General features: G+C 69.2%; 17 protein-coding genes and 1 tRNA gene. 11 read left to right on the plus strand and 7 right to left on the minus strand.

Annotation, left to right across the window (positions count from 1 at the left end; all coding sequences use genetic code 11):
- Positions 1 to 66 precede the first annotated feature (66 nt).
- From G3I78_RS40760 to G3I78_RS40785, 6 genes are all read left to right on the plus strand, one after another.
- Positions 67 to 2211 carry a DEAD/DEAH box helicase gene (locus G3I78_RS40760; protein ID WP_164434379.1) on the plus strand — a complete coding sequence of 715 codons (2145 nt, stop codon included), beginning with the start codon at positions 67 to 69 and terminating at the stop codon, positions 2209 to 2211.
- A gap of 47 nt (positions 2212 to 2258) precedes the next feature.
- Positions 2259 to 2519 carry a hypothetical protein gene (locus tag G3I78_RS40765; RefSeq protein WP_164434335.1) on the plus strand — a complete coding sequence of 87 codons (261 nt, stop codon included), beginning with the start codon at positions 2259 to 2261 and terminating at the stop codon, positions 2517 to 2519.
- Between the two features lie 37 nt (positions 2520 to 2556).
- Positions 2557 to 4110: an amino acid permease gene (locus G3I78_RS40770; RefSeq protein ID WP_164434381.1), complete on the plus strand. Its 1554-nt coding sequence runs from the start codon at positions 2557 to 2559 to the stop codon at positions 4108 to 4110.
- 119 nt (positions 4111 to 4229) lie between these two features.
- Positions 4230 to 4302, plus strand: a tRNA-Lys gene (locus tag G3I78_RS40775).
- Between the two features lie 439 nt (positions 4303 to 4741).
- Positions 4742 to 5311 carry a hypothetical protein gene (locus G3I78_RS40780; RefSeq protein ID WP_164434383.1) on the plus strand — a complete coding sequence of 190 codons (570 nt, stop codon included), beginning with the start codon at positions 4742 to 4744 and terminating at the stop codon, positions 5309 to 5311.
- Positions 5308 to 6333, plus strand: a complete 1026-nt coding sequence (locus tag G3I78_RS40785) for a hypothetical protein (RefSeq protein ID WP_239158354.1) — start codon at positions 5308 to 5310, stop codon at positions 6331 to 6333. Before G3I78_RS40780 ends, G3I78_RS40785 begins: the two co-directional genes overlap by 4 nt.
- Before the next feature lie 39 nt (positions 6334 to 6372).
- Here G3I78_RS40785 and G3I78_RS40790 read toward each other — a convergent pair whose 3' ends face one another.
- Genes G3I78_RS40790 through G3I78_RS40800 form a run of 3 tightly spaced genes read right to left on the minus strand, consistent with a single transcriptional unit; the run spans position 6373 to position 9848 of the window.
- Positions 6373 to 7602, minus strand: a complete 1230-nt coding sequence (locus G3I78_RS40790) for a hypothetical protein (RefSeq protein ID WP_164434385.1) — start codon at positions 7600 to 7602, stop codon at positions 6373 to 6375.
- Between the two features lie 24 nt (positions 7603 to 7626).
- Positions 7627 to 9165 carry a site-specific integrase gene (locus G3I78_RS40795; RefSeq protein ID WP_164434387.1) on the minus strand — a complete coding sequence of 513 codons (1539 nt, stop codon included), beginning with the start codon at positions 9163 to 9165 and terminating at the stop codon, positions 7627 to 7629.
- Positions 9162 to 9848, minus strand: coding sequence for a helix-turn-helix transcriptional regulator (locus G3I78_RS40800; RefSeq protein ID WP_164434389.1), 687 nt, complete (start codon positions 9846 to 9848; stop codon positions 9162 to 9164). Before G3I78_RS40800 ends, G3I78_RS40795 begins: the two co-directional genes overlap by 4 nt.
- 94 nt (positions 9849 to 9942) lie before the next feature.
- Between G3I78_RS40800 and G3I78_RS40805 the strand changes: the two genes are divergently transcribed.
- From G3I78_RS40805 to G3I78_RS40825, 5 genes are all read left to right on the plus strand, one after another.
- The gene (locus G3I78_RS40805; protein ID WP_164434391.1) at positions 9943 to 10173 is read left to right on the plus strand and encodes a hypothetical protein; all 231 of its coding nucleotides are present in this window, start codon (positions 9943 to 9945) and stop codon (positions 10171 to 10173) included.
- Between the two features lie 233 nt (positions 10174 to 10406).
- On the plus strand, positions 10407 to 11681 hold the full coding sequence (locus G3I78_RS40810; RefSeq protein ID WP_164434393.1) for a DUF3631 domain-containing protein: 1275 nt from the start codon (positions 10407 to 10409) through the stop codon (positions 11679 to 11681).
- Between the two features lie 431 nt (positions 11682 to 12112).
- A complete protein-coding gene (locus G3I78_RS40815; RefSeq protein WP_239158355.1) occupies positions 12113 to 13039 on the plus strand; it encodes a DUF2637 domain-containing protein in 927 nt (308 codons plus the stop codon).
- A gap of 172 nt (positions 13040 to 13211) precedes the next feature.
- Complete coding sequence (locus tag G3I78_RS40820) at positions 13212 to 13955, plus strand: MobC family plasmid mobilization relaxosome protein (RefSeq protein WP_203616190.1); 744 nt, start codon at positions 13212 to 13214, stop codon at positions 13953 to 13955.
- Positions 13952 to 15667, plus strand: a complete 1716-nt coding sequence (locus G3I78_RS40825) for a relaxase/mobilization nuclease domain-containing protein (RefSeq protein WP_164434395.1) — start codon at positions 13952 to 13954, stop codon at positions 15665 to 15667. The genes G3I78_RS40820 and G3I78_RS40825 overlap by 4 nt, the downstream gene beginning before the upstream one ends.
- A gap of 6 nt (positions 15668 to 15673) precedes the next feature.
- Here the strand turns inward: G3I78_RS40825 and G3I78_RS40830 are convergent, their stop codons facing one another.
- The 4 genes from G3I78_RS40830 to G3I78_RS40845 form a co-directional block, all read right to left on the minus strand.
- The gene (locus G3I78_RS40830; protein ID WP_164434397.1) at positions 15674 to 16807 is read right to left on the minus strand and encodes a hypothetical protein; all 1134 of its coding nucleotides are present in this window, start codon (positions 16805 to 16807) and stop codon (positions 15674 to 15676) included.
- A gap of 89 nt (positions 16808 to 16896) precedes the next feature.
- Positions 16897 to 18978, minus strand: a complete 2082-nt coding sequence (fxlM, locus tag G3I78_RS40835; RefSeq protein ID WP_164434399.1) for a methyltransferase, FxLD system — start codon at positions 18976 to 18978, stop codon at positions 16897 to 16899.
- 21 nt (positions 18979 to 18999) lie between these two features.
- Complete coding sequence (locus G3I78_RS40840) at positions 19000 to 20274, minus strand: lanthionine synthetase C family protein (protein WP_164434400.1); 1275 nt, start codon at positions 20272 to 20274, stop codon at positions 19000 to 19002.
- The gene (locus tag G3I78_RS40845; RefSeq protein WP_164434402.1) at positions 20271 to 23225 is read right to left on the minus strand and encodes a lantibiotic dehydratase; all 2955 of its coding nucleotides are present in this window, start codon (positions 23223 to 23225) and stop codon (positions 20271 to 20273) included. The genes G3I78_RS40840 and G3I78_RS40845 overlap by 4 nt, the downstream gene beginning before the upstream one ends.
- Positions 23226 to 23309: the final 84 nt, after the last annotated feature.

Here is a 23309-nt window from a genome sequence, read left to right on the forward strand (position 1 = left end):
GTCGTATTGCGAATCACGGAGTTGACGGGCGCGTGCCGACGAGACTCCGGAAGGTTTCGCATACGCATGTCCATTTCCAGTTCTGATCACGCCGTCATGCCCGAGAACGAGGGCACCGAAGACGTCGTGGAGACCCCCGAGGTCACCTTCGCCGACCTCGGTCTCCCCGAGGGCGTCGTGCGCAAGCTCGCGCAGAACGGCGTGACCACCCCCTTCCCGATCCAGGCCGCGACCATCCCGGACGCCCTGGCCGGCAAGGACATCCTCGGCCGTGGCCGCACCGGCTCCGGCAAGACCCTCTCCTTCGGTCTGCCGACCCTGGCCCGCCTCGCGGGCGGTCGCACCGAGAAGCACAAGCCCCGCGCGGTCATCCTCACCCCGACCCGCGAGCTGGCGATGCAGGTCGCGGACGCCCTTCAGCCCTACGGCGACGTCGTCGGCCTGAAGATGAAGGTCGTCTGCGGCGGCACCTCGATGGGCAACCAGATCTACGCCCTGGAGCGCGGCGTCGACATCCTCGTCGCCACCCCCGGTCGCCTCCGCGACATCATCAACCGCGGCGCCTGCTCCCTGGAGAACGTCGAGGTCGCCGTCCTCGACGAGGCCGACCAGATGTCCGACCTGGGCTTCCTGCCCGAGGTCACCGAGCTGCTCGACCAGGTCCCGGCCGGCGGTCAGCGGATGCTGTTCTCCGCCACGATGGAGAACGAGATCTCCACGCTGGTCAAGCGCTACCTGGTCGACCCGGTCTCGCACGAGGTCGACGCAGCCCAGGGCGCGGTGACGACCATGTCGCACCACATCCTCATCGTGAAGCCCAAGGACAAGGCGCCGGTCACCGCGGCCATCGCCTCCCGCAAGGGCCGCACCATCATCTTCGTCCGCACCCAGCTGGGCGCCGACCGCATCGCCGAGCAGCTGCGCGAGGCGGGCGTGAAGGCCGACGCGCTGCACGGCGGCATGACCCAGGGCGCGCGTACCCGCACGCTGGCCGACTTCAAGGACGGTTACGTCAACGCGCTGGTCGCGACCGACGTCGCCGCCCGCGGTATCCACGTCGACGGCATCGACCTGGTCCTGAACGTGGACCCGGCCGGCGACCACAAGGACTACCTGCACCGCGCGGGCCGTACCGCCCGTGCCGGCCGCACCGGCACCGTCGTCTCCCTCTCCCTCCCGCACCAGCGCCGCCAGATCTTCCGGCTGATGGAGGACGCGGGCGTCGACGCCGGGCGTCACATCATCAACTCCGGTACGGCCTTCGAGCCCGAGGTCGCCGACATCACCGGCGCCCGTTCGATGACCGAGGTCCAGTCCGAGTCCGCGGCCAACGCGGCTCAGCAGGCCGAGCGCGAGGTGTCCCACCTCACCAAGCAGCTGGAGCGGGCGCAGCGGCGCGCGACCGAGCTGCGCGAGGAGGCCGACCGCCTGGTCGCCCGGGTCGCCCGCGAGCGCGGCGAGGACCCCGAGGCGGCCGTCGCCGAGGCGCAGGCCGCGGTGGCCGAGGCGGCGGAGGCGGAGACCGCTTCCGTGCCGGAGCAGCCGGTGGAGCGGGAGTTCGAGAAGTCGGAGTCCTCGTCGTACGAGCGGCGTGAGCGTCGTGACGACCGTGGCGGTCGCTCCTTCGAGCGTCGTGACAACGACCGTGGTGGCTTCCGCCGGGACAACGACCGTGGTGGCCGTTCGTTCGAGCGTCGTGACGGCGACCGTGGCGGTTTCCGCCGCGACGACCGTCCCTCCGACCGCCGTGACGACCGTGGCGGTCGCTCCTTCGAGCGCCGGGACAACGACCGTGGTGGCTTCCGTCGCGACGACCGTCCCTCGGACCGTCGTGACGACCGTGGTGGCCGCTCCTTCGAGCGCCGTGACGACCGTGGCGGCCGTTCGTTCGAGCGTCGTGACGACCGTGGTGGCTTCCGCCGGGACAACGAGCGCCGGGACAACGACCGTGGTGGCTTCCGCCGCGACGACCGTCCCTCCGACCGCCCGGCCGGCCGTTCCTTCGAGCGCCGTGACGACCGTGGCGGCCACCGTGGCAGCGACCGTCCGTTCAACCGGGACCGTCAGGGCGACCGCCCGGGCTTCCGCTCCGGCGGCCACGACCGTCCGAGCCACGACCGCCCCTACGGTCGTCGCGACGACCACCGCGGCACCGGCACCGGTTCCTTCGGCCGCCGTGACGACAAGCCGCGCTGGAAGCGCAACGGCTGACGCGCACTGACCCCCAGGGATCGTGAAGGGCCCGTACGACTTCGGTCGTGCGGGCCTTTTTCGCATACGTCATCCCTGTCCCCTTCGGCGACCTGACCGGGGACGGCCGTGCCGATCTGCCGGCCCGCAAGGCGTCGACCGGTGACGTCGACCTGTTCGCCGACGACGGGGCGAGCAGGCTCAAGCCCGGTGTGAGGATCCGCAGTTGGGCGACGTACAAGAAGATCGTCGGCGCGTACGAAGATCGCGACCGGCCGGCAGGGCTACAAGGGCGTTTTCCAGAGGGGCACTTCTCGGCCAAGTTGTGACGTGTGTCACGCCCCCGGTATGGGAATCGCTGGGGACATGACAGATGACGCCAAAGCGAGTGGGCAGACGGGCTCTTCCGGCCTGTCGGACGAAGAACGGCTTGCCCAGCTCGGCTACACGCAGGTCCTCGCCCGCCGCATGTCGGCGTTCTCGAACTACGCGGTCTCCTTCACGATCATCTCGGTCCTGTCGGGCTGTCTGACCCTCTACCTCTTCGGCATGAACACCGGCGGCCCGGCCGTGATCACCTGGGGCTGGGTCGCCGTAGGCCTGATGACGCTGTTCGTCGGGCTGGCGATGGCCGAGATCTGTTCGGCGTACCCGACCTCGGCCGGCCTGTACTTCTGGGCGCACCGGCTCGCGCCCCCGCGCTCGGCGGCCGCCTGGGCGTGGTTCACGGGCTGGTTCAACGTGCTGGGCCAGGTCGCGGTGACCGCGGGCATCGACTTCGGCGCCGCGTCCTTCCTCGGGGCGTACCTGAACCTCCAGTTCGACTTCGAGGTGACCCCGGGCCGGACCATGCTGCTGTTCGCGGCCATCCTGGTGCTGCACGGCCTGCTGAACACCTTCGGCGTACGGATCGTGGCGCTGCTGAACAGCGTGAGCGTGTGGTGGCACGTGCTGGGCGTGGCGGTCATCGTCGGCGCCCTCACCTTCGCCCCCGACAAACACCAGTCGGCGTCCTTCGTCTTCGGCGAGTTCGTGAACAACACGGGCTGGGGGAGCGGGGTCTACGTGGTGTTGCTGGGGTTGCTGATGGCCCAGTACACCTTCACCGGCTACGACGCCTCGGCGCACATGACCGAGGAGACGCACGACGCGTCCACGGCCGGCCCCAAGGGGATCGTGCAGTCGATCTGGACGTCCTGGATAGCGGGCTTCGTCCTGCTCCTGGGCTTCACCTTCGCGATCCAGTCCTACGACGGAGCCCTCGACTCCCCGACGGGCGCACCCCCGGCCCAGATCCTCCTCGACGCCCTCGGCGCCACCGCCGGCAAGCTCCTGCTGCTGGTCGTGATCGGCGCCCAGTTGTTCTGCGGGATGGCGTCCGTGACCGCCAACAGCCGCATGATCTACGCCTTCTCGCGCGACGGCGCCCTGCCGTTCTCGCACATCTGGCACACCGTGAGCCCGCGCACCCGCACCCCCGTCGCGGCGGTCTGGCTCGCCGCGTTCGGCGCCCTCGTCCTGGGCCTGCCGTACCTGATCAACGTCACGGCGTACGCGGCCGTGACGTCCATCGCCGTCATCGGTCTCTACATCGCCTACGTCATCCCGACGCTGCTGCGGCTGCGCAAGGGCGAGGCGTTCGAGCGCGGGCCGTGGCACCTGGGTCGCTGGTCCCGGCTGATCGGCGTGGTGGCGGTCGGCTGGGTCGGCGTGATCACCGTGCTGTTCATGCTCCCGCAGGTCTCCCCGGTCACCTGGGAGACCTTCAACTACGCCCCGGTCGCCGTCCTGGTCGTCCTCGGCTTCGCCTGGATCTGGTGGCAGGCCTCGGCCCGCCACTGGTTCCTCAACCCCGACCACGACCGCACGAAGGCCCGCGAGGCGGCCCGCGCCAACGCCCCCGAACCGGTCGATCCCTGACCGTTCCGTCTCTTCCGTCCGTTCCGTCCACTCTTCCGTCCGCCCGACGCGGCCGTGTCCCGGATACCCGATCGGAGACCTGGCCGCGTCCGGCTATGCTCGGGGAGGCAACATCGCCTGGGCCCTTAGCTCAATTGGCAGAGCAGTGGACTTTTAATCCATTGGTTGTGGGTTCGAGTCCCACAGGGCCTACGGGTGCGGGGGAGGGGAAACCCCTTCTGACCTGCTACGCAGCGCTCGGGTCGGCTTCGGTCGGGTCGGGCGCTGTGGCGTTTTCGGGGTTCTGCGTGAGCGATGCGTGAGCGGATGTTCGATCAGGGCCGCACGTTGGGTGATGCTGACAAGATCCCACGCGGGTGTGTCTGCGAGGCGTCGCAGCGGCGCGGTGCCTCTCGCCCCGCGCTGTGATAGACGATGGACCGGCCGCAGCTGAAGCCAACTAGCTCATCCGTCGTTTTCTCAGCCTGCGAAGTCAGAGCAGTGGCCCACACCTTCCAACTGATCTGTCACGACTGACGGCAGCCACCTCAACATCAAACTTCAGTGGGCTACTGCGTGCGGGACAGCGGAATCCCACGCCGCTCTAGGCTTGGGCACGTACACAACGTTTAATCACGGAGGGCTCCTGCTGATGGCCAAAGAGATCACCGGTGCTGTGACACGCTGGGACATCTCAGCGGCAGATCTGCCCGATGCGGTGCTGGCTGCCCCCACCGGCGACCGCGTGCTTCTGCTCCCCGACTCAAGCATCGACGGGATGGCCGTCTACCGGGACGATGTGGCCGGCTTGATCAAGACGCTGCGGCACCGTGGCGTGAACATCGACTTCGCATACGCGCGAGAAGACCGCCGCTATCTCAGCGAGTACGGGGCCACCGAGGTGGTGGCCACCATTGGGATCGCTGTCGCCACCACGCTCACCACCGATCTGGTCAAGAGCATCGTTCTGACTGCCTGGCAGCGGGCACGCTCCTCACTGGGGCCCAGCTGCCCTGACGATGAGGTCAACGAGGCGCATGTGACGGTCAAGATCGCTGAGATCGTCCGGACCGAGAATGAAACGGCCATCCGGGGTCTGGAGATCACCAGCCGGCTGGCAGACGTCGAGAGGCTCATCCAAGCGGCCGTGTCCGACCCGGCTCGTGCCGAGCTTCCCCCGGCAGACCCGGGCGATGCCGCTCCGGAGGACGCGACCGGATGAGATTCGCCGGCCTCGTCATCCGCACCGGGGTACCTCTGCCCCCGGCATCAGGCCCTGTGCGCCTGGCCATGATGCACCAGGACGGCGTGACGGCCCTGCGGGAATCCATGAGCCTGTACGGGCAGTGCTGTCGCAGCATCTCCCTCACCTGGGGCCTGTCCTTGGCCCACCTTCCGTCCTGGACATCCACGACAGAGGAGATCCACCGCCGCGGACTGTGGACGATGAGCGCACAACGGGACTTCCTTATCCGCGTGTGGTCGCAGGTCCGACGCCAACTGCGAGCCAACATCGCAGCACTTACCTCGCCGTCTCCGTGGTCTATCGGTCCACCCACTTCCGACCTGTGGAGCCACCGCCAGTACATGGCGATGGCGCGTTCTCTGCACATACCGCACGACACGCGCCAGCCCGTCGATCCGTGGCGCGATCTGGAAACGGCGGCACGCACCTCTCTGGCCCGTGCCGTTGACGCCTACAACTTCCTCGAAGACAGCGAGCTTTCCGAACTCGCCCACCGACACGCCCACCATGTCGCAGCCCTCGTAGGTGGGCTGTTCGACTGCAACATCGAGTACTCCGACGACACCTACTGGGACGTCTGCCGCCTCACGCTTATGCACAGCAGATGGGGCATGTCTGCCGGCTTCACCGCGACTCGAAACTGCTCTTTGTGCGGGCAGGACATCGATTATTGCCCGCACCTGCTCGATACCCGATACGACGTCACCGTGCGGCATGACGCTGACGGAGCATGCAACGTGTGCGGCTCGCGCAGCTGTTCACACACCGTTGGTGAGACCGTCGCCGCCTTTCCGCGATCCGTCATGTCCGAGGTGCAGCTCCACGAAGTGAGTTGGGTGTCCCGGCCCAGAGACCCCTTGGCCCGCTTTACCAAGATTGAGTTGAGCCAGGAGGTCCTCCGGCACGGCTTGGGAGAAGACCCGACGGGAAGAGACGTCTGTTGCTACCGGTGCCTTCACCCCTGCAGCGGATTTGACCACCTGCCAAACCGAGACTAGTGCCACCCGTCAGCCAAGGTCGGGGAGACAGACTCAAAGCTACTGCGCGTGATTGACAGCGGAGGAAGGCGCTTCCAGAAGCTCCTCGATAGCCGCTACAGCGTCAGTAAGCCGACGGTAGACCTGTGTTGAGAGTCCCATGCGCTTCAATCCGCGCTGCAATGGGTCACGCATGTGCTTCTCACACACGACGAAGTCCGCGTATCCGGCTGCGCAGGACAGGTACAGCATGTCTGTCAAGTCATTGCGGCGCCAAGTCGTGCCCTTGTTGAGGTGCCGACTATGAAGCATCTCCCGGAATAGGCCGGTGGCCGGGGACTCGCCGATCGCTCGCACCCATCCCTTGAAGCCCCACTGCCGGAACAGCTCTGTGGGAACTCCCGCTGCAGCCGCCTCCTCAGCCAACTCCTGCTGAAGATCCGTAACGATGTGGATGTCGACAGCCCTCCGCTTCTGCTGTGAATCCTGATCCAGTTCGTCCAGCCAGTCGCTGAATCGCTGACTCACCGTCGTCCAGCCGGTATCTGGTCCCTCACCGACCCGTTCGGTGTCGAGCATGGTATCGATGGAAGCAGAGGCAGCGACAAGCGCGTCGGGGTGGAACTCAAACTGACTCAGCAAGGTCGGCGGCAGTCCGGAGCCAGTCCCTCGAATTGGAGAGAAGAGGGCATCCGGATCGAGGGTGAAGATCGGGGCGGAGCGTATGTCCTTGGGGCGGCTCAGTCGATGGCAGAAGGCATCGTGCAGCTCGTTTCGCCGGACCTGGAGGGGGTCACGCATCTGCCAGCCCCGGCTGCACTGCAAGACCGTGAGCCCAAGGGCATAACGCTTTTCCGTACTGAACCGCTTGCCGGTCTCGAAGTAGTGGCTGGAAGAGGCCGGCAGGATGATCCGACGCTGGTCCACCCAATCCCTGAGCTTCCGACCAGCGGCTTGATCTTCCTCGCTACTCTTCTGCGGGTCATGGCAGGCGTTGCTCAAAGTGCTCCATTGATTCTGGTCGAGATACACCACGAGCCGTCCTTCGAGCTGATCAGCGGCGCTTTGGAGCGGCAACTCGAAGAGAATCTGGTCCCCCGCCAGGGTGGTAACGAGGAGCGCTGGTAGCGCTGGGCTGAACTCCAGTTTGGCCACGACGCTCGTGTCCTCGAACAGGGACGGGGCTGGAACCAGCCATGCCCCGTTCCCGTCCAGGCGGGAGACGACCATGCTCGACGATGCACGGTCGACCGTTATGAGAGTGAGGGGAAGATTGCTCTCGTTCTCCACGACAGCATTCTCTCGGTGCTCTCCTCAGGCTGCGCCCTGATTTTTCTCCTCAGCCTTCCGCCCGCGGACGCGGGGTACCAGCTTTACTGCGGCCTCGGCGATCTCGCGATCCAGCTCAGGGAGCAGGCTCGTGTACGTGTCCGAGGTCAGCGTGATGGTGGAGTGCCGCAGGGTCTCCTTCACAGCGTGGATGTCGCCGCCGCCTCCGTGCGTGAGCGTGGCGGCGACGTGGCGCAGGTCGCGCAGGGTGATGGGCGGCAGGTCAGTCGTGGCGAGGATGTGGCGGAAGGTCTCGGAGACCGTCCCCGGGTGGAGCCACGAGCCGTCTTCCTTCGTGAAGACCTTGCCGGTGTCCTTCCAGGCTTCGCCCCACTCCGCGCGCTCCTTCTCTTGGCGGGCTTTGTGGTCGCGCAGTTCGGAGATGGTCGTGCTGTCGAGTGCGATCGTGTTGGCGCTGCCGTCCGTCTTGGGCTCGGATTCGTAGGGGTCCCAGCCGTCCACCACGATCTCCTTGGCGGGCGTGATGAGGCCGGCGTCGAGGTCGATCTCGTGCCAGTCCTGGCCGACCGCCTCGCCGCGACGGAGGCCGCGGGTACCCATGAGGGGGAAGATCGCGTACAGGCGGTCGCCCTCGGCTGCGTCGAGGAAGGCGCCGAACTGCTGCGGGGTCCACACCATCACCGGGCCGGGGATCTCGCCCGTCGCGCGCCAGCGTCGGACTCGCTCATCGGTCCAGAGAAGTGGCTTCGGGCGCTTGCCGGACTCCAACTCGACATGGGACGCCGGGTTGAAGGTGATGAGCTGCTGGGCGATCGCGGAATTCAGGGCCGCGCGCAAGGTTCGGCGTATCGCCTGACGGGATGCCGGGCCGGTGATCTTCCGGAACGGCTTCATCTCCGCCAGCTTGGCCCGCTCGACCGCGAGCAGCTTCCGCTCAGCTCCTACGGGGCGGCCGGGCTTACTCGGCTTGCAGCGGGCGATCTGCTCGCGGCGGGCCTCGTTCTCGGCCGCGATGACCTCGTTGTCGTCGGCTATCCCGTCGAACATCTCAACGAGGTGGCCGACGTTGAGGCGGTCGAGGCGTACGTGGCCGATGCGCGGCTTCAGGTGGACGCGGATGTGGGAGGCGTAGCCGTTGAGCGTGGTCTTGCGGCGCTTCTTCGCGGCGAACCACTGGTCGAGCCACTCACCGACGGTGAGGCTGCCACGGAGGGCCAGGCCCGCCCTCAGGCGGCGTCGGGTCTCCTCGATGGCCGGGAGTGGAGCCTTCTCGACCGCGACCTCCTCCAGCATGTCGACGAGGCGCTGAAGGCTGTCCGGGTCGTCCTTCTCCGCGAGGGTGAGTAGGGAGCGGACGTGGTCAAGGTCGGCCTGCGCGTCCTTGAGGGACTCGTAGCCCGCGCGGCTGAAGGAGCGTCGGGTTCCGTCTTCGCGGGGCGGGAGTTCCTGGCGTATGGAGTACGAGCCGTGCTTGCGGCTGGAGAGCTTGGGGCACTTCTTGCCGAGCGGCTTGCCGGTGCGGGGGTCGCGGCAGTAGCAGCGGCGGTGGGTGGAGCCCTTCAAAGATCGTTCTCCTCGGTGGTGCTGGGGTGGGTCTCGGGTGGGTCGACGTCGGCGAGTTCCGGCGGCAGGTGCGGTGGGGTGCCGCCGTCTTCGCGGATGAAGGCGCGGGCACTGCGGAGCCGGTACTTGGCTTCCAACACCCTTTCTGCGTAGTCGGCTTGGGCTAGTACGGCTTCCTCGCGTTCCGCCCGGTTGGGTGCCGTCTCGGCCTTCCAGCGCTCGTGCTTCTCGCCCTTCAGGGCGGCCAGGGCGGCGCGCTGGTGGCGGACGTGGGCACGGAAGGAACGGAGCATGCCGTCTTCCAAGCCGAAGTCCTCGCTGTCACCGGTGAACCAGCGCATGGCATCCCAGGTCGGTTCGGAGCGCTGAAGGGGAAGGCGCTGGACTCGGTGGACGTAGCCGACGGGGTAGAGCAGGCAGATCGGGTAGGTCCGCAGGGCTTTGGCGAGGACGATGACGTCGACCAGGGGCAGGTTGGCTCGGCGGCCGGATTCCATGTTGGCGATCACGTTGCGCGGGATCGGGTGCCCGATCTCCTCACAGCGGTCCGCCAGGTCCTGGGCGCTCATCCCTAGCTCCTTCCTTCGTCTGCGGACTTCGGCGGCCACCGTGGCCATCACCTGGTCCACCCACTCCGGGACGTCGTCCTCGTCCCCTCCAGCATCCCAACCGCGTTGTGTCATGAGGACACATTAACTTCCCTAACGTTGATTCCATGGCTTGGAGACGAGCGCGATCGCCGTGTTCGCCGAGGGCTCAGTCATGGATGGAGCGCGTATGCGCGAGAACGAACCCGCGGGCCGGGTGAAGGGCATGAGCCGTGAGGAGCTGCTTGAGCTTCCCGCTGCCGTTGACCTGGAGACGGGCAATCGGGCGTTGGGGCTTGGGCGGAGCAAGGGGTACGAGCTGGCGAAGCGAGGCCAGTACCCGTGCAAGGTGCTGCGGCTGGGCAACGCCTACCGGGTGGTGACTGCAGACCTGTTGGCTCTGTTGGGCCTGGCCGCGTGAGAGCGGGGAGCTGTAGCAGACCGTTCTGCGCTGAGCTGACACAGAAACGCTGGACTGTTGCCGGGCGTCGACGTACGGTCCGTGTTCCCTCGCGATGGCCTGGCGCCCGCGAGAAAGGAGTGGGCCTCCGGCGGTGCAACGCCGGAGGCCCGAGCAACCCCGAACGGCCCTGGAAGAACCAACCCGGCGGCAAGGGCATGCGAGCCCGCCACCGCCAGACGAGGAGCTGCCGAGTGCAACCCGAGAACCCCGAGTCCTATTCCGCCCTTGCCAAGGCTGTCTGGCCCGCAACCGCCGTCCCCGGCCGGCCCGGCGCCCACCTGCGCGCCGCGCAGGCTGACGGCGCCGACGCGGCGGAGACGCCGAGTGGCCTGGAGGCGATTCCCGATGCGGAGCCGACCCTCGGCTCGAAGCTGCTGGATGAACTGCGCGCGCAGATCGCCCAGTTCGTGATCCCGCCATCGCAGGAGGCTCTGGACGCGATCACCCTGTGGGTGGCGGCGACGCACCTACAGCCCGCGTGGCAGCACGCCCCGCGCCTTGCGGTGGTGGGTCCGGCGAAGCGGTGCGGCAAGTCGCGTCTCCTCGACGTGCTGACCGAGACGGTCCACGAACCGATGCTCACCATCAACACCACACCGGCGGCCATCTTCCGATCGATCACCGAGGAGAACCCGCCCACGCTCCTGGTGGACGAGGCCGACACCATCTTCGGCACACCGAAGATGGCCGAGAAGAACGAGGAGATGCGCGGCCTGCTCAACGCAGGCCACCAGCGCAACCGGTACGTCACCCGGGTCGTCGGCAACGACCACACCCCGCACCGCTTCGCTACGTTCGCCATGGCGGCCATCGCGGGGATCGGCGACCTGCCCGACACGGTCATGGACCGGGCAGTGGTGATCCGTATGCGGCGCCGGGCCGAGGGCGAGAAGGTCAAGCCGTTCCGGTCGCGGCGTGACATCCCGGCCCTGAATGAGTTGCGCGACCGTCTGCACGCGTGGGCCAGGCCGCTGCTGGACGAGGCCGCGGACCTGGAGCCGGACATGCCGGTCGAGGACCGTGCCGCGGACACCTGGGAACCTCTGGTTATCGTCGCCGACCTGGCCGGTGGCTGCTGGCCCCGGCTGGCGCGGGTTGCCTGTGCGCGGATGGTCGCCGCCGAAGAGGTGGCCGAGGAGGACCACCCCAGCGGTGCGCGGATCCTCGCTGACATCCGCCGGGTCTTCGTCGCCCAGCGCGAGGTGGACAGCCTGTCCACCGAGGAACTCCTCCATTACCTGCGCCAGGACCCCGAGGCCCCGTGGGCGGAATGGGGACGCGGCGGGCTGGACGCGCGTGAACTGGGCAGGATGCTGCGCGCGTACGAGATCAAGTCCGGCAATGTGCGCATGGCTGACCGGACGCAGCGCAAGGGCTATATGCGCAACAAGTTCCTCGACGCCTGGCGCCGGTACTGCCCCGCCGTCCACCCCGTCGACGCCGACACCACTCGCGGCGAGGACTGAGGCCCTCTCCCGGTTGCCGTCCCTGCCGTCCCTGCCGTGATCTCGCAGGTCAAAGGGCATGCAGCCAAGACGGGAACCGGGGCCAAGACGGCACCGCGATCGACCATCGCAGCCCGCCGCCAAGACGCCGCCCTCATCCGTCTTGCGCCGTCCCCCGCCGTCCTGCCGTATCACCGCAGGTCACAGCCCCGCCCACTGGGACGGACGATGCAACGCCTCTGTCCCGACTCGGGACACGGTCCATCCGCAACCAAGCCCTGCAGAACGCCCCTGCGTCGTGTTCCGACTCGGAACACGACGCAGGCGGCACCCGCCAGGACGGAGAGCCGAGGCGGTTGCCGTACCTGCTCTGACCTGCGCTTGCAACGGCCAAGACGGCAAAGACGCACCACACCACTACCCCAGGAGTACCCCGCTTGAGGATCCCTCGCATGTCCCGTCGCCGAGACCGCCCGCTGCGGGGCGACCAGCCCGGCCTGGAGCAGCCGGCGAAGAGGAAGCTGACTGCGGAGCAGTACGTGCTCCGCACGGCCGGCGTCGTCATCGTGGCCCTTACCGCCGGTGCGTTCTGGCTCTCCTACGCACACCTGGCGGACGTCGCCGCCCAACATGGACTCCGCGACTCGCCGACCCGCCGATGGGCGTGGCCCGCGACGCTGGACGCGTTCATCGTCGCGGGCGAGCTGCTCATGCTCCGTGCGGGCCTGCGCCGTGTCACCGACAAATGGGCCATCAGCGTCACCGTCATCGGATCGGTCGGCTCCATCGGGCTCAACGTGGCCGGGGTGACAGGCACGCGCGAAGTCGACAGCGTGCCGCTGCTCGACTATGTGGTCGCCGCGGTTCCCCCGGCCGCCGCGATGGTGGCCTTCGGCGTGCTGATGCGGCAGATCCACGAACTCGTCGCACAGCCTGCTGTCGACCGTTCGGCCCCTGATTCAGCGCAGGTGCCGCAACCACCGGCCACCCCATCCGTCCACCCCGCCGAGGCGCCGGCCATCGCAGTCGGCCCGTCTGCCGAGGCTCCGGCCGAGGGCGTGCGGCCTGCCGGCCTACTGGTTCAGCCCGGTCGGACCACCGAGCCGCCGACCGCCACATCCGTCCAGCCGCCGGAATCGCCCGCCGATGCCGCAGCAGGCAAGCCGCGCGGTGGGCGTCCGCCCGGCGCCTCGCTTGAGGTACTCGTGGAGATCGGCAGGGCTGCAGCCGCTGAGCAGGGCAAGCTCACCCGGACGGTCGTCCGAAAGGCAGTTGAGGACAAGGGGCTGACGATCGGCAGCAAGCGGCTGACCGACGTGATGGACATCCTCCGGGCCGAACCCGAAGCCCCAGCCGAGACCGACCGGCCCGACGACTGACCGGAACCGCCACCGGATGACCGGAACTCTTCCGGTCATCCGGCCCGCCGGTCACCGCCCCGCGCAACGCACGAACGTCCAAACCTGTGGAAGAGGCGGCAGCCGCCCGAACTCCACCTGATCTCCGCGGTGACTCGCACGCCCTCCCCGCCCCTTCTCCGGAGAACCGTCCATGACGCACGACCCGCTCCACTCCGAGGACACGCCCGCCGAGCTGCCGACGCTGACGAAGTCCCCTACGCTGATGGACCGTTGGCGCCGCGCGTTCGGACGACCTGCCCCGGGCGGAGCCAGTAGTACCCCGAGTCCGACTCACGGCCGGTCTTCGGGGGTCTCCGCCCCGGGGGTGGCGGAGGAGGCCCAGCGCCAGGGGGCGCCAGGCCAGGACGTCGGGACCGAGGGCGGCCCCGACGAGGACACGCTCCGCACCGTCCAGTGCGAGACCCTGCGTCCCGTACGTGCCACCGACACCGTCGAAAGCGTCGGCGGTGAGCCTGTCGTGAAGAGCGTTCAGCCCACGATCCGCCGCTTCACCGGAGACAAACGCAAGGAGCGTGTCGGCCCCCTGCGCTTCACGACCGATCAGCTCGCCCTCCTCGAGGAGGCCACTGCCGAGCACGGCTACAAGGGCGAGGGCGGCTTCGCCGCCGACGTGGTCGTCGCGTTCATCATCGGTCGGTTCACCGCCAACCTGCCTTTGTCCGAGGACCGCCGCCGCACGCACATCTTCCGCGCCCAGGTCCTGCGCCAGCTCAACCGGATCGGCGTCAACGTCAACCAGATTGCACGCGCCCTCAACAGCGACCACACCCCACCCGACATCCGCCAGCATCTGACCGAACTCCACGTTCTGCTGGAGCTGATCGCCGAGGCCCTGCGTCAGCCCACGGACCCGGACACGGAGGCAGCCGCGTGATCGCCGCCATCAAACCGGCCGGGTCCAACACCCGCGGCCTGCTCGCCTACCTCTACGGCCCCGGCGACCACGACGAGCACCTCGACCCGCACATCGTCGTGGGATTCGCGATGCTCGGCATGCCCGACCCCGGCCGCGACGAGAACGCCACCCTCAGCGAACTCGCCCGCTACCTCGACGAGCCCGTGCGGCTGCGCAACAGCGAGTTCGGCAGGAAGGTCACCGATCATGTCTGGCACTGCCCGGTGCGCGCCGCACCCGAGGACCGCTACCTCTCCGACACCGAGTGGGGCGAGATCGCCCAGCGCATCGTCCAGGCCGCCGGCATCGCCCCTGCCGGTGACGATCTCGCCTGCCGCTGGATCGCCGTACGCCACGCCGACGACCACATCCACATCCTCGCCACCACCGTCCGCGAAGACGGCCGCCGCCCCAAACTCCACGACAGCGGCATCCGCGTCGGCGATGCCTGCCGCGAGATCGAAAAGGACTACGGGCTCAGGCAGTTGAAGAAGGGCGACCGCACCGGCGCCCGCCGCCCCACCCAGGCCGAGATGCACAAGGCCGAACGCCTCGGCTGGGAACAGCCCAGCCGCGAGTGGCTCCAGGACCGCATCCGCGCCGCCATCCCGCACGTGACCAACGCCGAGGAATTCATCGCCTACCTCGAAGCCAGCGGCGTCGAGGTCCAGGTCCGGCGCGGCCCGTCAGGTGACCTCCTCGGCTACGCCGCCGGCCGCCCCGGCGACGTCAACGAGGCCGGCGAGCAGATCTACCACCCCGGAAGCAAGATCTCCCCCGACCTCTCCCTGCCCAAGATCACGGCCCGCCTCGAATCCAGCCGGCCCGAGGAACACCCCACCGCCCGCCGCAACCACCCCAGCACCCCCTGGCACCAAGCGACCGACGCCCTCGACACCCTCCACAGCGACCTCGCCGACGACACCCACGCCCAGGCCCACATCACCGCCCTCGGCGAACTACTGGAAGCCACCGCCCAGAAGGCACCCGCCAACCTGCGCACCGAACTCCAGGCCGCCGCCAAGGCGTTCGCCCGAGCCCAGCGCTCTCAGATCCGGGCGGAAGACCGCGCCGCCCACGCCCTGCGCAGCGCGGCCCGCGACATCGTCCACACCGCCACCGGCCCCGACGGCAGCGCACTGGCAGCCATGGTCGCAGCCCTCGTCTGGGCCGCCATCGTCGCCGCCCGCTGGCACGAAGCGAAGAACCACGCCCACCAGGCCGACGCCGACCTGCCGGCCGTCCAGCACCTCCAGATGGCCGCCGACCGCGCCCTTGCTCCGACTCTCGCCGAACTCACAGCCCGACCGCCCAGGGAGCAAACCCGCCGCGTTCTCGCGAACGACGTACGAGCAGCCGTCCCCGACCACGCCGAGCGCATCATCGCCGACCCGGCCTGGCCGGCACTTGCCACCGTCCTCGCCGACGCCGACGCCCGCGGCCACCAACCCCACCAGCTCCTCAAGGAGGCTGCTGCCCAGCGCGAGTTGACCAGCGCCCGCCAACCTGCCCGGGTGCTGATCACCCGTATTCAGCACACCGGCCGGAACCCTGCCCCGAACCGCCGCGCTGAAGCTGCCCGCCGACGCTCGACCATCACACCCTCGGTCCGCGTCCAGCAGATCCAAAACGGTCAGACTCCATCGACGAATACGACGCCTGCCGAACAGCAGCACCGACGGCGCCGTTAGGCACCGTCAGAGCCGCAGGGGTTGCGTTCCTCCGGGATCGGAGGAACGTGCGAGGCTTTCCCGGATCACGCGATCACTGGCGCGCAGAGCCGCCGTCAGTCCTCCTCGCAGCTCGTTCGGGAGGTTCCCTGAGCCAAGGGCGCAGGCGCGTACCAGCGCGCGACAGTCCTGCACTTGCCGGTCCGTGGCGGTCTCGGTGAACAGAGGATGAGCCAAGCTCTCGCGAGCCGCATAGCCGTCTTCGGCGTCTGTCGTCCTGCGGTGGAGGTCCTCGACGATGCGGTGCGCGGCTAGCGCCTCGGCGGAACCGATCGCGTCGAGGACCGTAAGTCCGAGCCGGGTGCCGAAGACGGTCATCCCGGGTTCGGTCTTCCGTCCGGAGTAGACCGTCACCAGGCCCGCCAGATGCCCGTCGATCGGCTGCCCGGCGTCACGGCGGCATAGGACGGTCAGGCATGTCGTGACGGCTTGTTCCCACGGATCGTCGGGCATCGTGTCGGCGAGGAGGGCAGCGGCCCACGCGGTGTCACCCGCAACGAGTGCGGCGAGGACGGCGACCTGCCGACCGTCGAGCATCCGCTTTCCGATGCCATGGTGGGCTTCGATATGCGCCAGCGCCTCGGCCCATCGCCCCTCGGCGGTGAGGGTGCGCGTGCCGTCGGCGAGGAGGACGCGCCACAGCCATGCGCGAACTTCCTGGCGGTCTTCGCCGGTCGCAGTGAGGCTCGCGGGTACGGTGACGCCCTCGAACCGGGCGGCTGCGCCCGCCTCGACGGCCTTGTACAGGTTGAGGAGCCGCTGCCGACCCTCATCGGCGTGGCCGGCGCGGATCTGGAGGCGAGCGAGATTGACGACCGGTTCCAGTCCCCGGATCGCGCTCATGCCGGGCAGGGGGCAGGCGTGGAGGTAGGCGGCGGCGTGCTGGTGGCACATCTCGCGGGCGAGGTCGGGGAGGTCGAGATCGGAGGCGATGAGTGCGGCTTGGTTGTAGACGGCCGATGCGAGTCCCTGGTCGGCCTTCTTCACCGCGGTGTCTGCCAGGTCGACGAGCGCGCGCACGCGCTCAGGCAGGGGCAGGCAGGTGGGTCGGAATCGGGCGACGAGCGGGAAGCGCTGGGCTGTGGAGCCGTGTGGGTCCATGGATCCCCCTTGTCGAGAGTGAGGAGTGCTGAGGCGGCGGTGCCCGCCAGCCACGTGTCGACGGGCACCGTCCGATACGCGTGGGGGCGTCACTGCCAGTCGACGACGATGCGGTTCAGCGGGGTGTCGAGAGCGAAGAGGCCGGGGCGCCGCTCGATGCTGGGGGCGTCGAGGGGCTGGATTTCGAACGTGGCTTCGCGGCTGCGGTATTCGCGGTCCCAGGTGCGGATGGCGTCGGCGACCTTCGCGGCCAGTTCGTCGCTTCCGGGGCCGTGGCCGATGACGCCGAACTCCCAGAGCTTGCCGCCCTCGGGGGTCCTCTTCTCCGACAGCCGCCGCGCCAGGTAGGTGACGGCGCCCTTGTTGACGACGGCGGTCGACGAGGGGTAGGGATCCTCGGTGAGCAGAGTGCCCTTGGTGCTCTGAGGGAACAGCATCCGGATCAGGCCGGAGGGGAGGGAGCAGGTGAGGAACAGTTCCATCCACTCCGGCGATTCCATGGCGCGGACCGTCATGCCGGTCCACTCCTCGGTGCGCGGCTGGTCGAGTACACCTGCGAGGGCGTCGGCGTCGATGTTGAGTCCGGCGGGGGCCTGGAGTCGTACGGTGCCGTCCGTGCTGAGCGGGATCACTCGGCGGTCGTCGTCGGCGATGCCCCGCCGAAGCGGCATGAAGGTGTTCATCTCGCTGCCGAGGGACACCCACCGCCCGTCACGCTGCTCGTAGGCGATGGAGCGGGACACCGTGCCCTTGAGGCGCTGGGGGACGAGAAGCCGACCGCCGGGTGCAAGCTGCTGCAGCCAGGCGTGCGGCACACCGTGCGCGCCCACGGTGGCGATGATCCGGTCGTACGGCGCTGCTTCGGCGTAGCCGAGCGCCCCGTCGCGGGTCACGGCCTGGACGTTGGTGATCCCGGCGGCGGCGAGGTGCGTGCGGGCGCCTTCCACGAGGTCGTCGTCGACGTCGAGCGTGGTTACGTGTCCGTTCTCGCCGACCAGGTGGGCGAGCAGACCGGCGTTGTAGCCGGTGCCGGCGCCGAGCTCGAGGATGCGCTCGCCGGGCTGCGCTTCGAGCTGGTCCAGCATGAGGGCGACGACGCCCGGCTGGGAGGCGCAGGAGATGGACATGCCGTCGGTGTCGTACTTGATGTGCACCGGTGCGTTGGCGTAGGCGTCTTCGAGAGACGCGTCGGGCACGAACACATGGCGGGGCACGGTCCGCAACGCGGTCTCGACGGCGGGCGTGCGGGCGTGTCCGTCCGCGCGGAGCTGGTCGACAAGGGCGTTGCGGAGGCGCTCGGCGTCCGCCGTGGGGGTGGTGATCGTGTCGGTGGTCACCGCGCTGACGCTAGCGGCGCTGGCCGTTGCCTCGGTGGGCGACTCGGTGTGGTCACTCGTTCCCATGACTACCTCTCGTGCGATGTGGGACAGGGCGCTCTGGTCGGCCCGGGGGAGACCGGCGCGGTTGGCGTGGAAGATCACGTGGTGGGCGATGACGGCTCGCAGGCCGCGGGTTAGGGCGCCGCGGCCTGCGAGGTCTGCGAGCGTGGCGCCAGCCCGTTCGAAGGCGGTCACCCATTCCTCGTGCGCGCGGAGTGGGCCACCCGGGCGGTAGAGGCTGTGGGCGTCGGCGGTCATGAGCTTCTGCATGGCCGGGGCCAGTTCGGTGGCTTGTTCGGGCGGTTGTGGAGCGGTGGCCGGTCGAAGGGCCGCGACCTTCGCCCATACGTCGCCCTGTTCGAACCAGTCGAGTCCAGCAGCGCGCATCATGGCGCTCGCCAGCAGGACGGCGGTCTCCCGGCGTCCCAGGTGCATCGGGCTCGGCTGGTAGGTGAGCAGGTGGCGGGAGTCGCGGTGGAACAGTTCGTGGGCTGCGTCCATGGCCTCGTGTCCGCCGAATGCGTCGGTCTCGGGTTCGTAGACGCAGGGCAGGCACGACACGGCCACGCCGTCGCCGATGAGATCGCTCAGGAGTGACTCGATGGCTGGTGAGGGCCTGTCGGCGAGGTAACGCAGCGGCCAGGGCTGCTTGTTCATGAACCACCGGCCGGTGAGCTGCCCGTCGGCCTCGGCCTCGTTCAGGGTGGGGCCAAGGCGTTCGGTGATGGTGCGCCGGGCAGTCCCGCGGTCGACGAAGGTGATGTTGTGCTGCTGCCAGCGGTCGGGAGGCATTGAGGTCCTTCGGTCGGTGGATCAGGCGATGAGGAGGCATGTGTCCCAGGCGGACCGGGGTGGTGCGGCGGTGCTGGGCGTGAGGAGGGCCAGGGCTATGCCGACGGCGCCGTCGAGGAAGCCGGGGCCGCCTTCCTCGTCCTGGATGAGCGCCGTGGCCGTGAGTTCGGGGTCGGTGCCCGGTGGGATGACCGCAGCCAGGAGGGCCGGGATCGCGGCGCGGAGTTTCTCCGCGGTCGAGGGGCGTGCGTCGTCGGCCGTACGCGCGGCGACGTGGGCGAGGCCGGCGAACCCGTGGCAGAGGCCGTTGTCCGTCGTGGCCTTCAGCTGCTCGGGGTCGGTGAGGGCGGCCACGAGTGCGTTCTCCGCGTCGATCTGGCGGCGGGTGTCGCCGAGGGCAAGCGCGGCAAGTTGCTGGGCGCGGGCGAGGCCGACGGTGCCGTAGCACCAGGATGGCCGCCGAGGCGCGGACGGGGCGAGACGCCCGCTTCGCAGCTCTGCCTGAGTGACCCAGTACGGCCAGACCGATCCGCCGTCGGCCTCCTCCTTCCAGCGGTCCAGCCAGGCCAGGATGGTGTGCAGCGCTGCGTGGTGCCCGTCGGTGACGGAGCCGTTTCGAGCGGCGAGAGCCAGGAGCGCGAGCACGCCGCCGATGCCGTGCGCCATACCGGTGTTGGCGTGCCCGCCGGGGAATCGGTCGTCTGAGCTGCCCGAGGGTCCGGTCTCCGCCCACCAGCCCGGCAGGCTCTCGCCATGGTGGGTGATCGGTTCGGTGAGGCGTACGCAGTAGTCGAGAACGGCGCGCATCGTGGAACTACCCGGGCTTCGGCGCCGTAGATAGGCGCCGTATCCGGTGAGGCCCCGGATGGCGTCGAACTCGGCGAGCTGCGGCAGGCGTCCGGCGTCGATGCGGCGGTGTGCGGCGTCGAGACGGCGTCTTACGTCGACTGCGATCTGGGCGTCCATCACGTCGAGAGCGCGTTGGTAGGAGTCGGCCAGGTGATCGGCCGCGCAGGTCAGGGCATGAGCGAAGGCGGGTACTCCGTAGAAGGGGTGACTGTCTGGGCCGCTGGTGAGCGGCTGCCGGGAGGCGGCGGCGAGCCAGTCGTGGGCGCGTTGCCACGGGCCGAGGTCGTTCGCGGCCAGCTCGATGTGCAGGAGCGCGATTCCGGGCGGACCGTAGGCAAGGTGCTGCCGGTCCGAGGACAGCGTCCTGGGGTCTCGGGGCATGGTCTCGGGGTCGGCGAGCTGGGCGGCGATGGCGTCGACCAGGCCGAGCGCAAGGTGGGCGTTCACGAGGCCCTCCCCTTGGTGCGGGCGGTCCAGGCCAGGGCGGCGGCGCGCGCCAGGTAGAGGCACACCTCTTCCTCCGGGAAGTTCACGGCGACGTGGCGCACGAAGTGGACGTGCAGCAGGGATGTCAGGACGTCGTCGACGGCGATGCCCTGGGTGCCCGGGCCGGGCAGGTGCGGCCGGTACGTGGCGAGTGCCGCTTCCCGGTCGACCCATCCGGACACGATGGCGTCTCCGCCCGGGACACTGCGCAAGGCCGACCAGTCGTCGCTCGGGTCGGCGAGCCGTACGGCCTCGGTGAACTGCGGGCGCGGAACGGGCACGGGTGCGGTCGGCGAGACATGGTCGATCAGCCACCGCATCCCGGCCTCGATTGTGCCGAGGAACGCGGAGGCGATGGCGACGGTGTGGGCCGCCACCAGCGTGCGCTGACTGGGGCGCTGTGGCTGCGCGAGCTGGGCCAGGACGGCTCGCGAGTCCGCCCGGAACACCTCCTCGGCCGCCTCCCATGCGGCGCCGGAGCCCCAACGGCCCATCTCGCGGTAGGAGGTGGGATAGCGCAGGTCGGCCAGCAGGCCGACGCTTCGTAGCTCGTCGGCCCAGGCGCTCACGGTTCGGGCCGTGTCGGCGAAGGCTTGCGGGTCGGGGAGGGCGATGCGTACGCGGAGGTGTTGGTCCGGGTCGCGGAAGCGGATGAACCACCACGGCGGGTTGCCGAGCCGTTGGAGGAGGCCGGGCAAGTACTGTGAGAGCAAGACGTCTTGGCGGCGGGGGTCGCCGTACAGGGCGGCCAGAAGAACTGAGGAAGCGGCAGGCGTCTGCATCTGGGTCGAAGACAGGGCACGGGCCCGGCTGGGGGCCGGCAGTGGCGGCCATGCCGACGGCCCGGTTGCTTTGAGGGGTACCACGACCTCGTGGGCTCGCCCACCGCACCAGCCGTACGCCTCCGGTTCCGGGGCCTCGACGAGCACGGCCAGGCGCGAATGGTCGAGGTGTCTGCGCAGGAGCGCACGGTGGCCGGCCTCGTCGAGGTCGAGGAAGAGGCGTCGGTCGTCCTCTACGAGATAGACGCGGCGCGGTAGTCTCCGCCGGGCACGCCACTCGCTGAGCGCGGTGTCCCACTCGGCCCGAGGGCGGGCTTGGCCGGGCAGTTCGGACGCTTCGAGCCGCCAGCGCGCCGGGGCCAGTGCGGTCCGGCCGTACCGCAGACGTGGCAGGAACGGCATGGCCGCTGCGGCGCCCCAGTCGAAGACGGTGACCTGCGCGCACTGGGCGCGGGACAGCTCGGTGAGGAACCGCACCAGCGGCGGGGTGTGGGTGTGCAGGTTCAGCGCGTGCATCCCGACGGCCTCAACACGGTGGCCTCGTTCGGGGACAGCGAGGTACATGCGGCGGCCGTCGCACCCCACAGTCAAGTCCTCCGGGGTGAGGACGGTGTCTTGCGGGACGCGGTGCTCCTGAAGGCTGATCACGGCGGGGAGAACCTGTGGGGAGCGGGTGACGTGGGCGCTTTCGGGGAGCAGGGGCGGGAAAGACAGCTGCGCGGGCATGGTGTTGCCGTCTGCGGCCGGGAGGTCGGCAAGCTCTGCGACGAGGGCCTCACGGTCGGCGGGGGCCAGCACGCTGAGGAACCGGCCCGTGGAGACGCCGACGCCTCGGGACACGCTCATGACCTCCAGCCGGAACCGCCCGAGCTGCAACTCCTCCAGGCTGGCCGAGTGCACCCGCACCCCGATCTCCAAGTGCGGCGGTAGCCGAGGCTCGTCGGGACCAACGTCCAGGGCTTCAATCTGTTCGTCCGTGAGGATCACTTCGTCACGACCGTCGAGCGCAGCGGCCTGAGCCAGCCGTACGAGGGCGTCATCCCGAGCGGAGACGCGGGGCCTGCGCGCGCCGGCCGGAGTGCCTGGGTAGCCTTCGGGATAGCCGGTGCCGCTGTCCGCGACGACCTCCGCGAGCGGCACCATCGTGCCGATGCCGTACCGCTCGTAGAACCGCTGGTGGTACTCGTTCCACGCGGCGGTCCCGTACGGACGGCTGCTCAAGCGGGTCAGGACAAGAGCGGCGCGCGCGACCTCGCGGGCGACCGCTTCCGGCAGAACGATCTGCGCGTCCAGGCGGAGGTCGAGCGCGACGGGGTGGCGACGCAGGCCAGGGACGAGGTCTCGCATCCGCGCCGCGACGCTGTCCCGGCCGCCGTGCGTGGTGCACTCTTCCAGGCCCGCCTGGACCGCGTGGAGTTCGCGTACGGTCTCCGCGACCGGGGCGAGGCTTCCAGCGTCGATCACGTCGAGCTGGCTCACCAGATACCCGAGGGCATCGGTCTCGGTGCTCGGAGCGTGCAGGCCCGTGATCAGCACCCGCCGCTGTATCAGCTCCGCCAGCAGTTGACGCGCCTTCTCGGGACCGGCCTCGGGGAACTCCGCCTGGAGCTTCTCCACGAGGGTGCCGAACCGGATCGGCGCCCGGGTCGCGGTCAGGACCGCGCGCACCGGTCCGGTCAGGGCCAGAGACGCCTCGACCGCGCGAGTCCGGTCGTCCTGGACGTCGGGTTGGAACGGCACGATGAGCCGGTCTCCCCGGTACGTCACGGTGTTGTTGACGACGACGGGCAGCCGTTCGAGTAGGTCCGGACACAACTCCAACCGCTCGACCACAGCAGCCAGCCACTCTGCCCCCGCGCGGCCGACGGCCACGTGCTGCTCGCCCCAGTCAGCCCGCGCCTGCGGGCCGAACTCCGCGGTGGCCACGCCGGCGAACAGGCCGAAGGGCGTCGCCCGGTGCTGTGCCCGCAGCAGGTAGCGGGCCACTGAGAGCACCGCGCGCTGCACATCACGGAGGGCGGGATACCCGTCCGTACACAGGGCCCGTACCTGCGCGGCCAGGACTGGGCTGGAGTGCTGGAGTGCCTCGGCGACATCCTTGTCCGCCCACACCGCGCGTAGCCACGCCACGCGGGCAGACGAACCACTGGGCGAGCGGTCATAGAGGTCAGGACATGGAGGAAACGGCAGCGAGGGCCGGGCCACGGCGCGCAC

Source organism: Streptomyces sp. SID13726, from assembly GCF_010548375.1.
GTDB lineage: Bacteria > Actinomycetota > Actinomycetes > Streptomycetales > Streptomycetaceae > Streptomyces.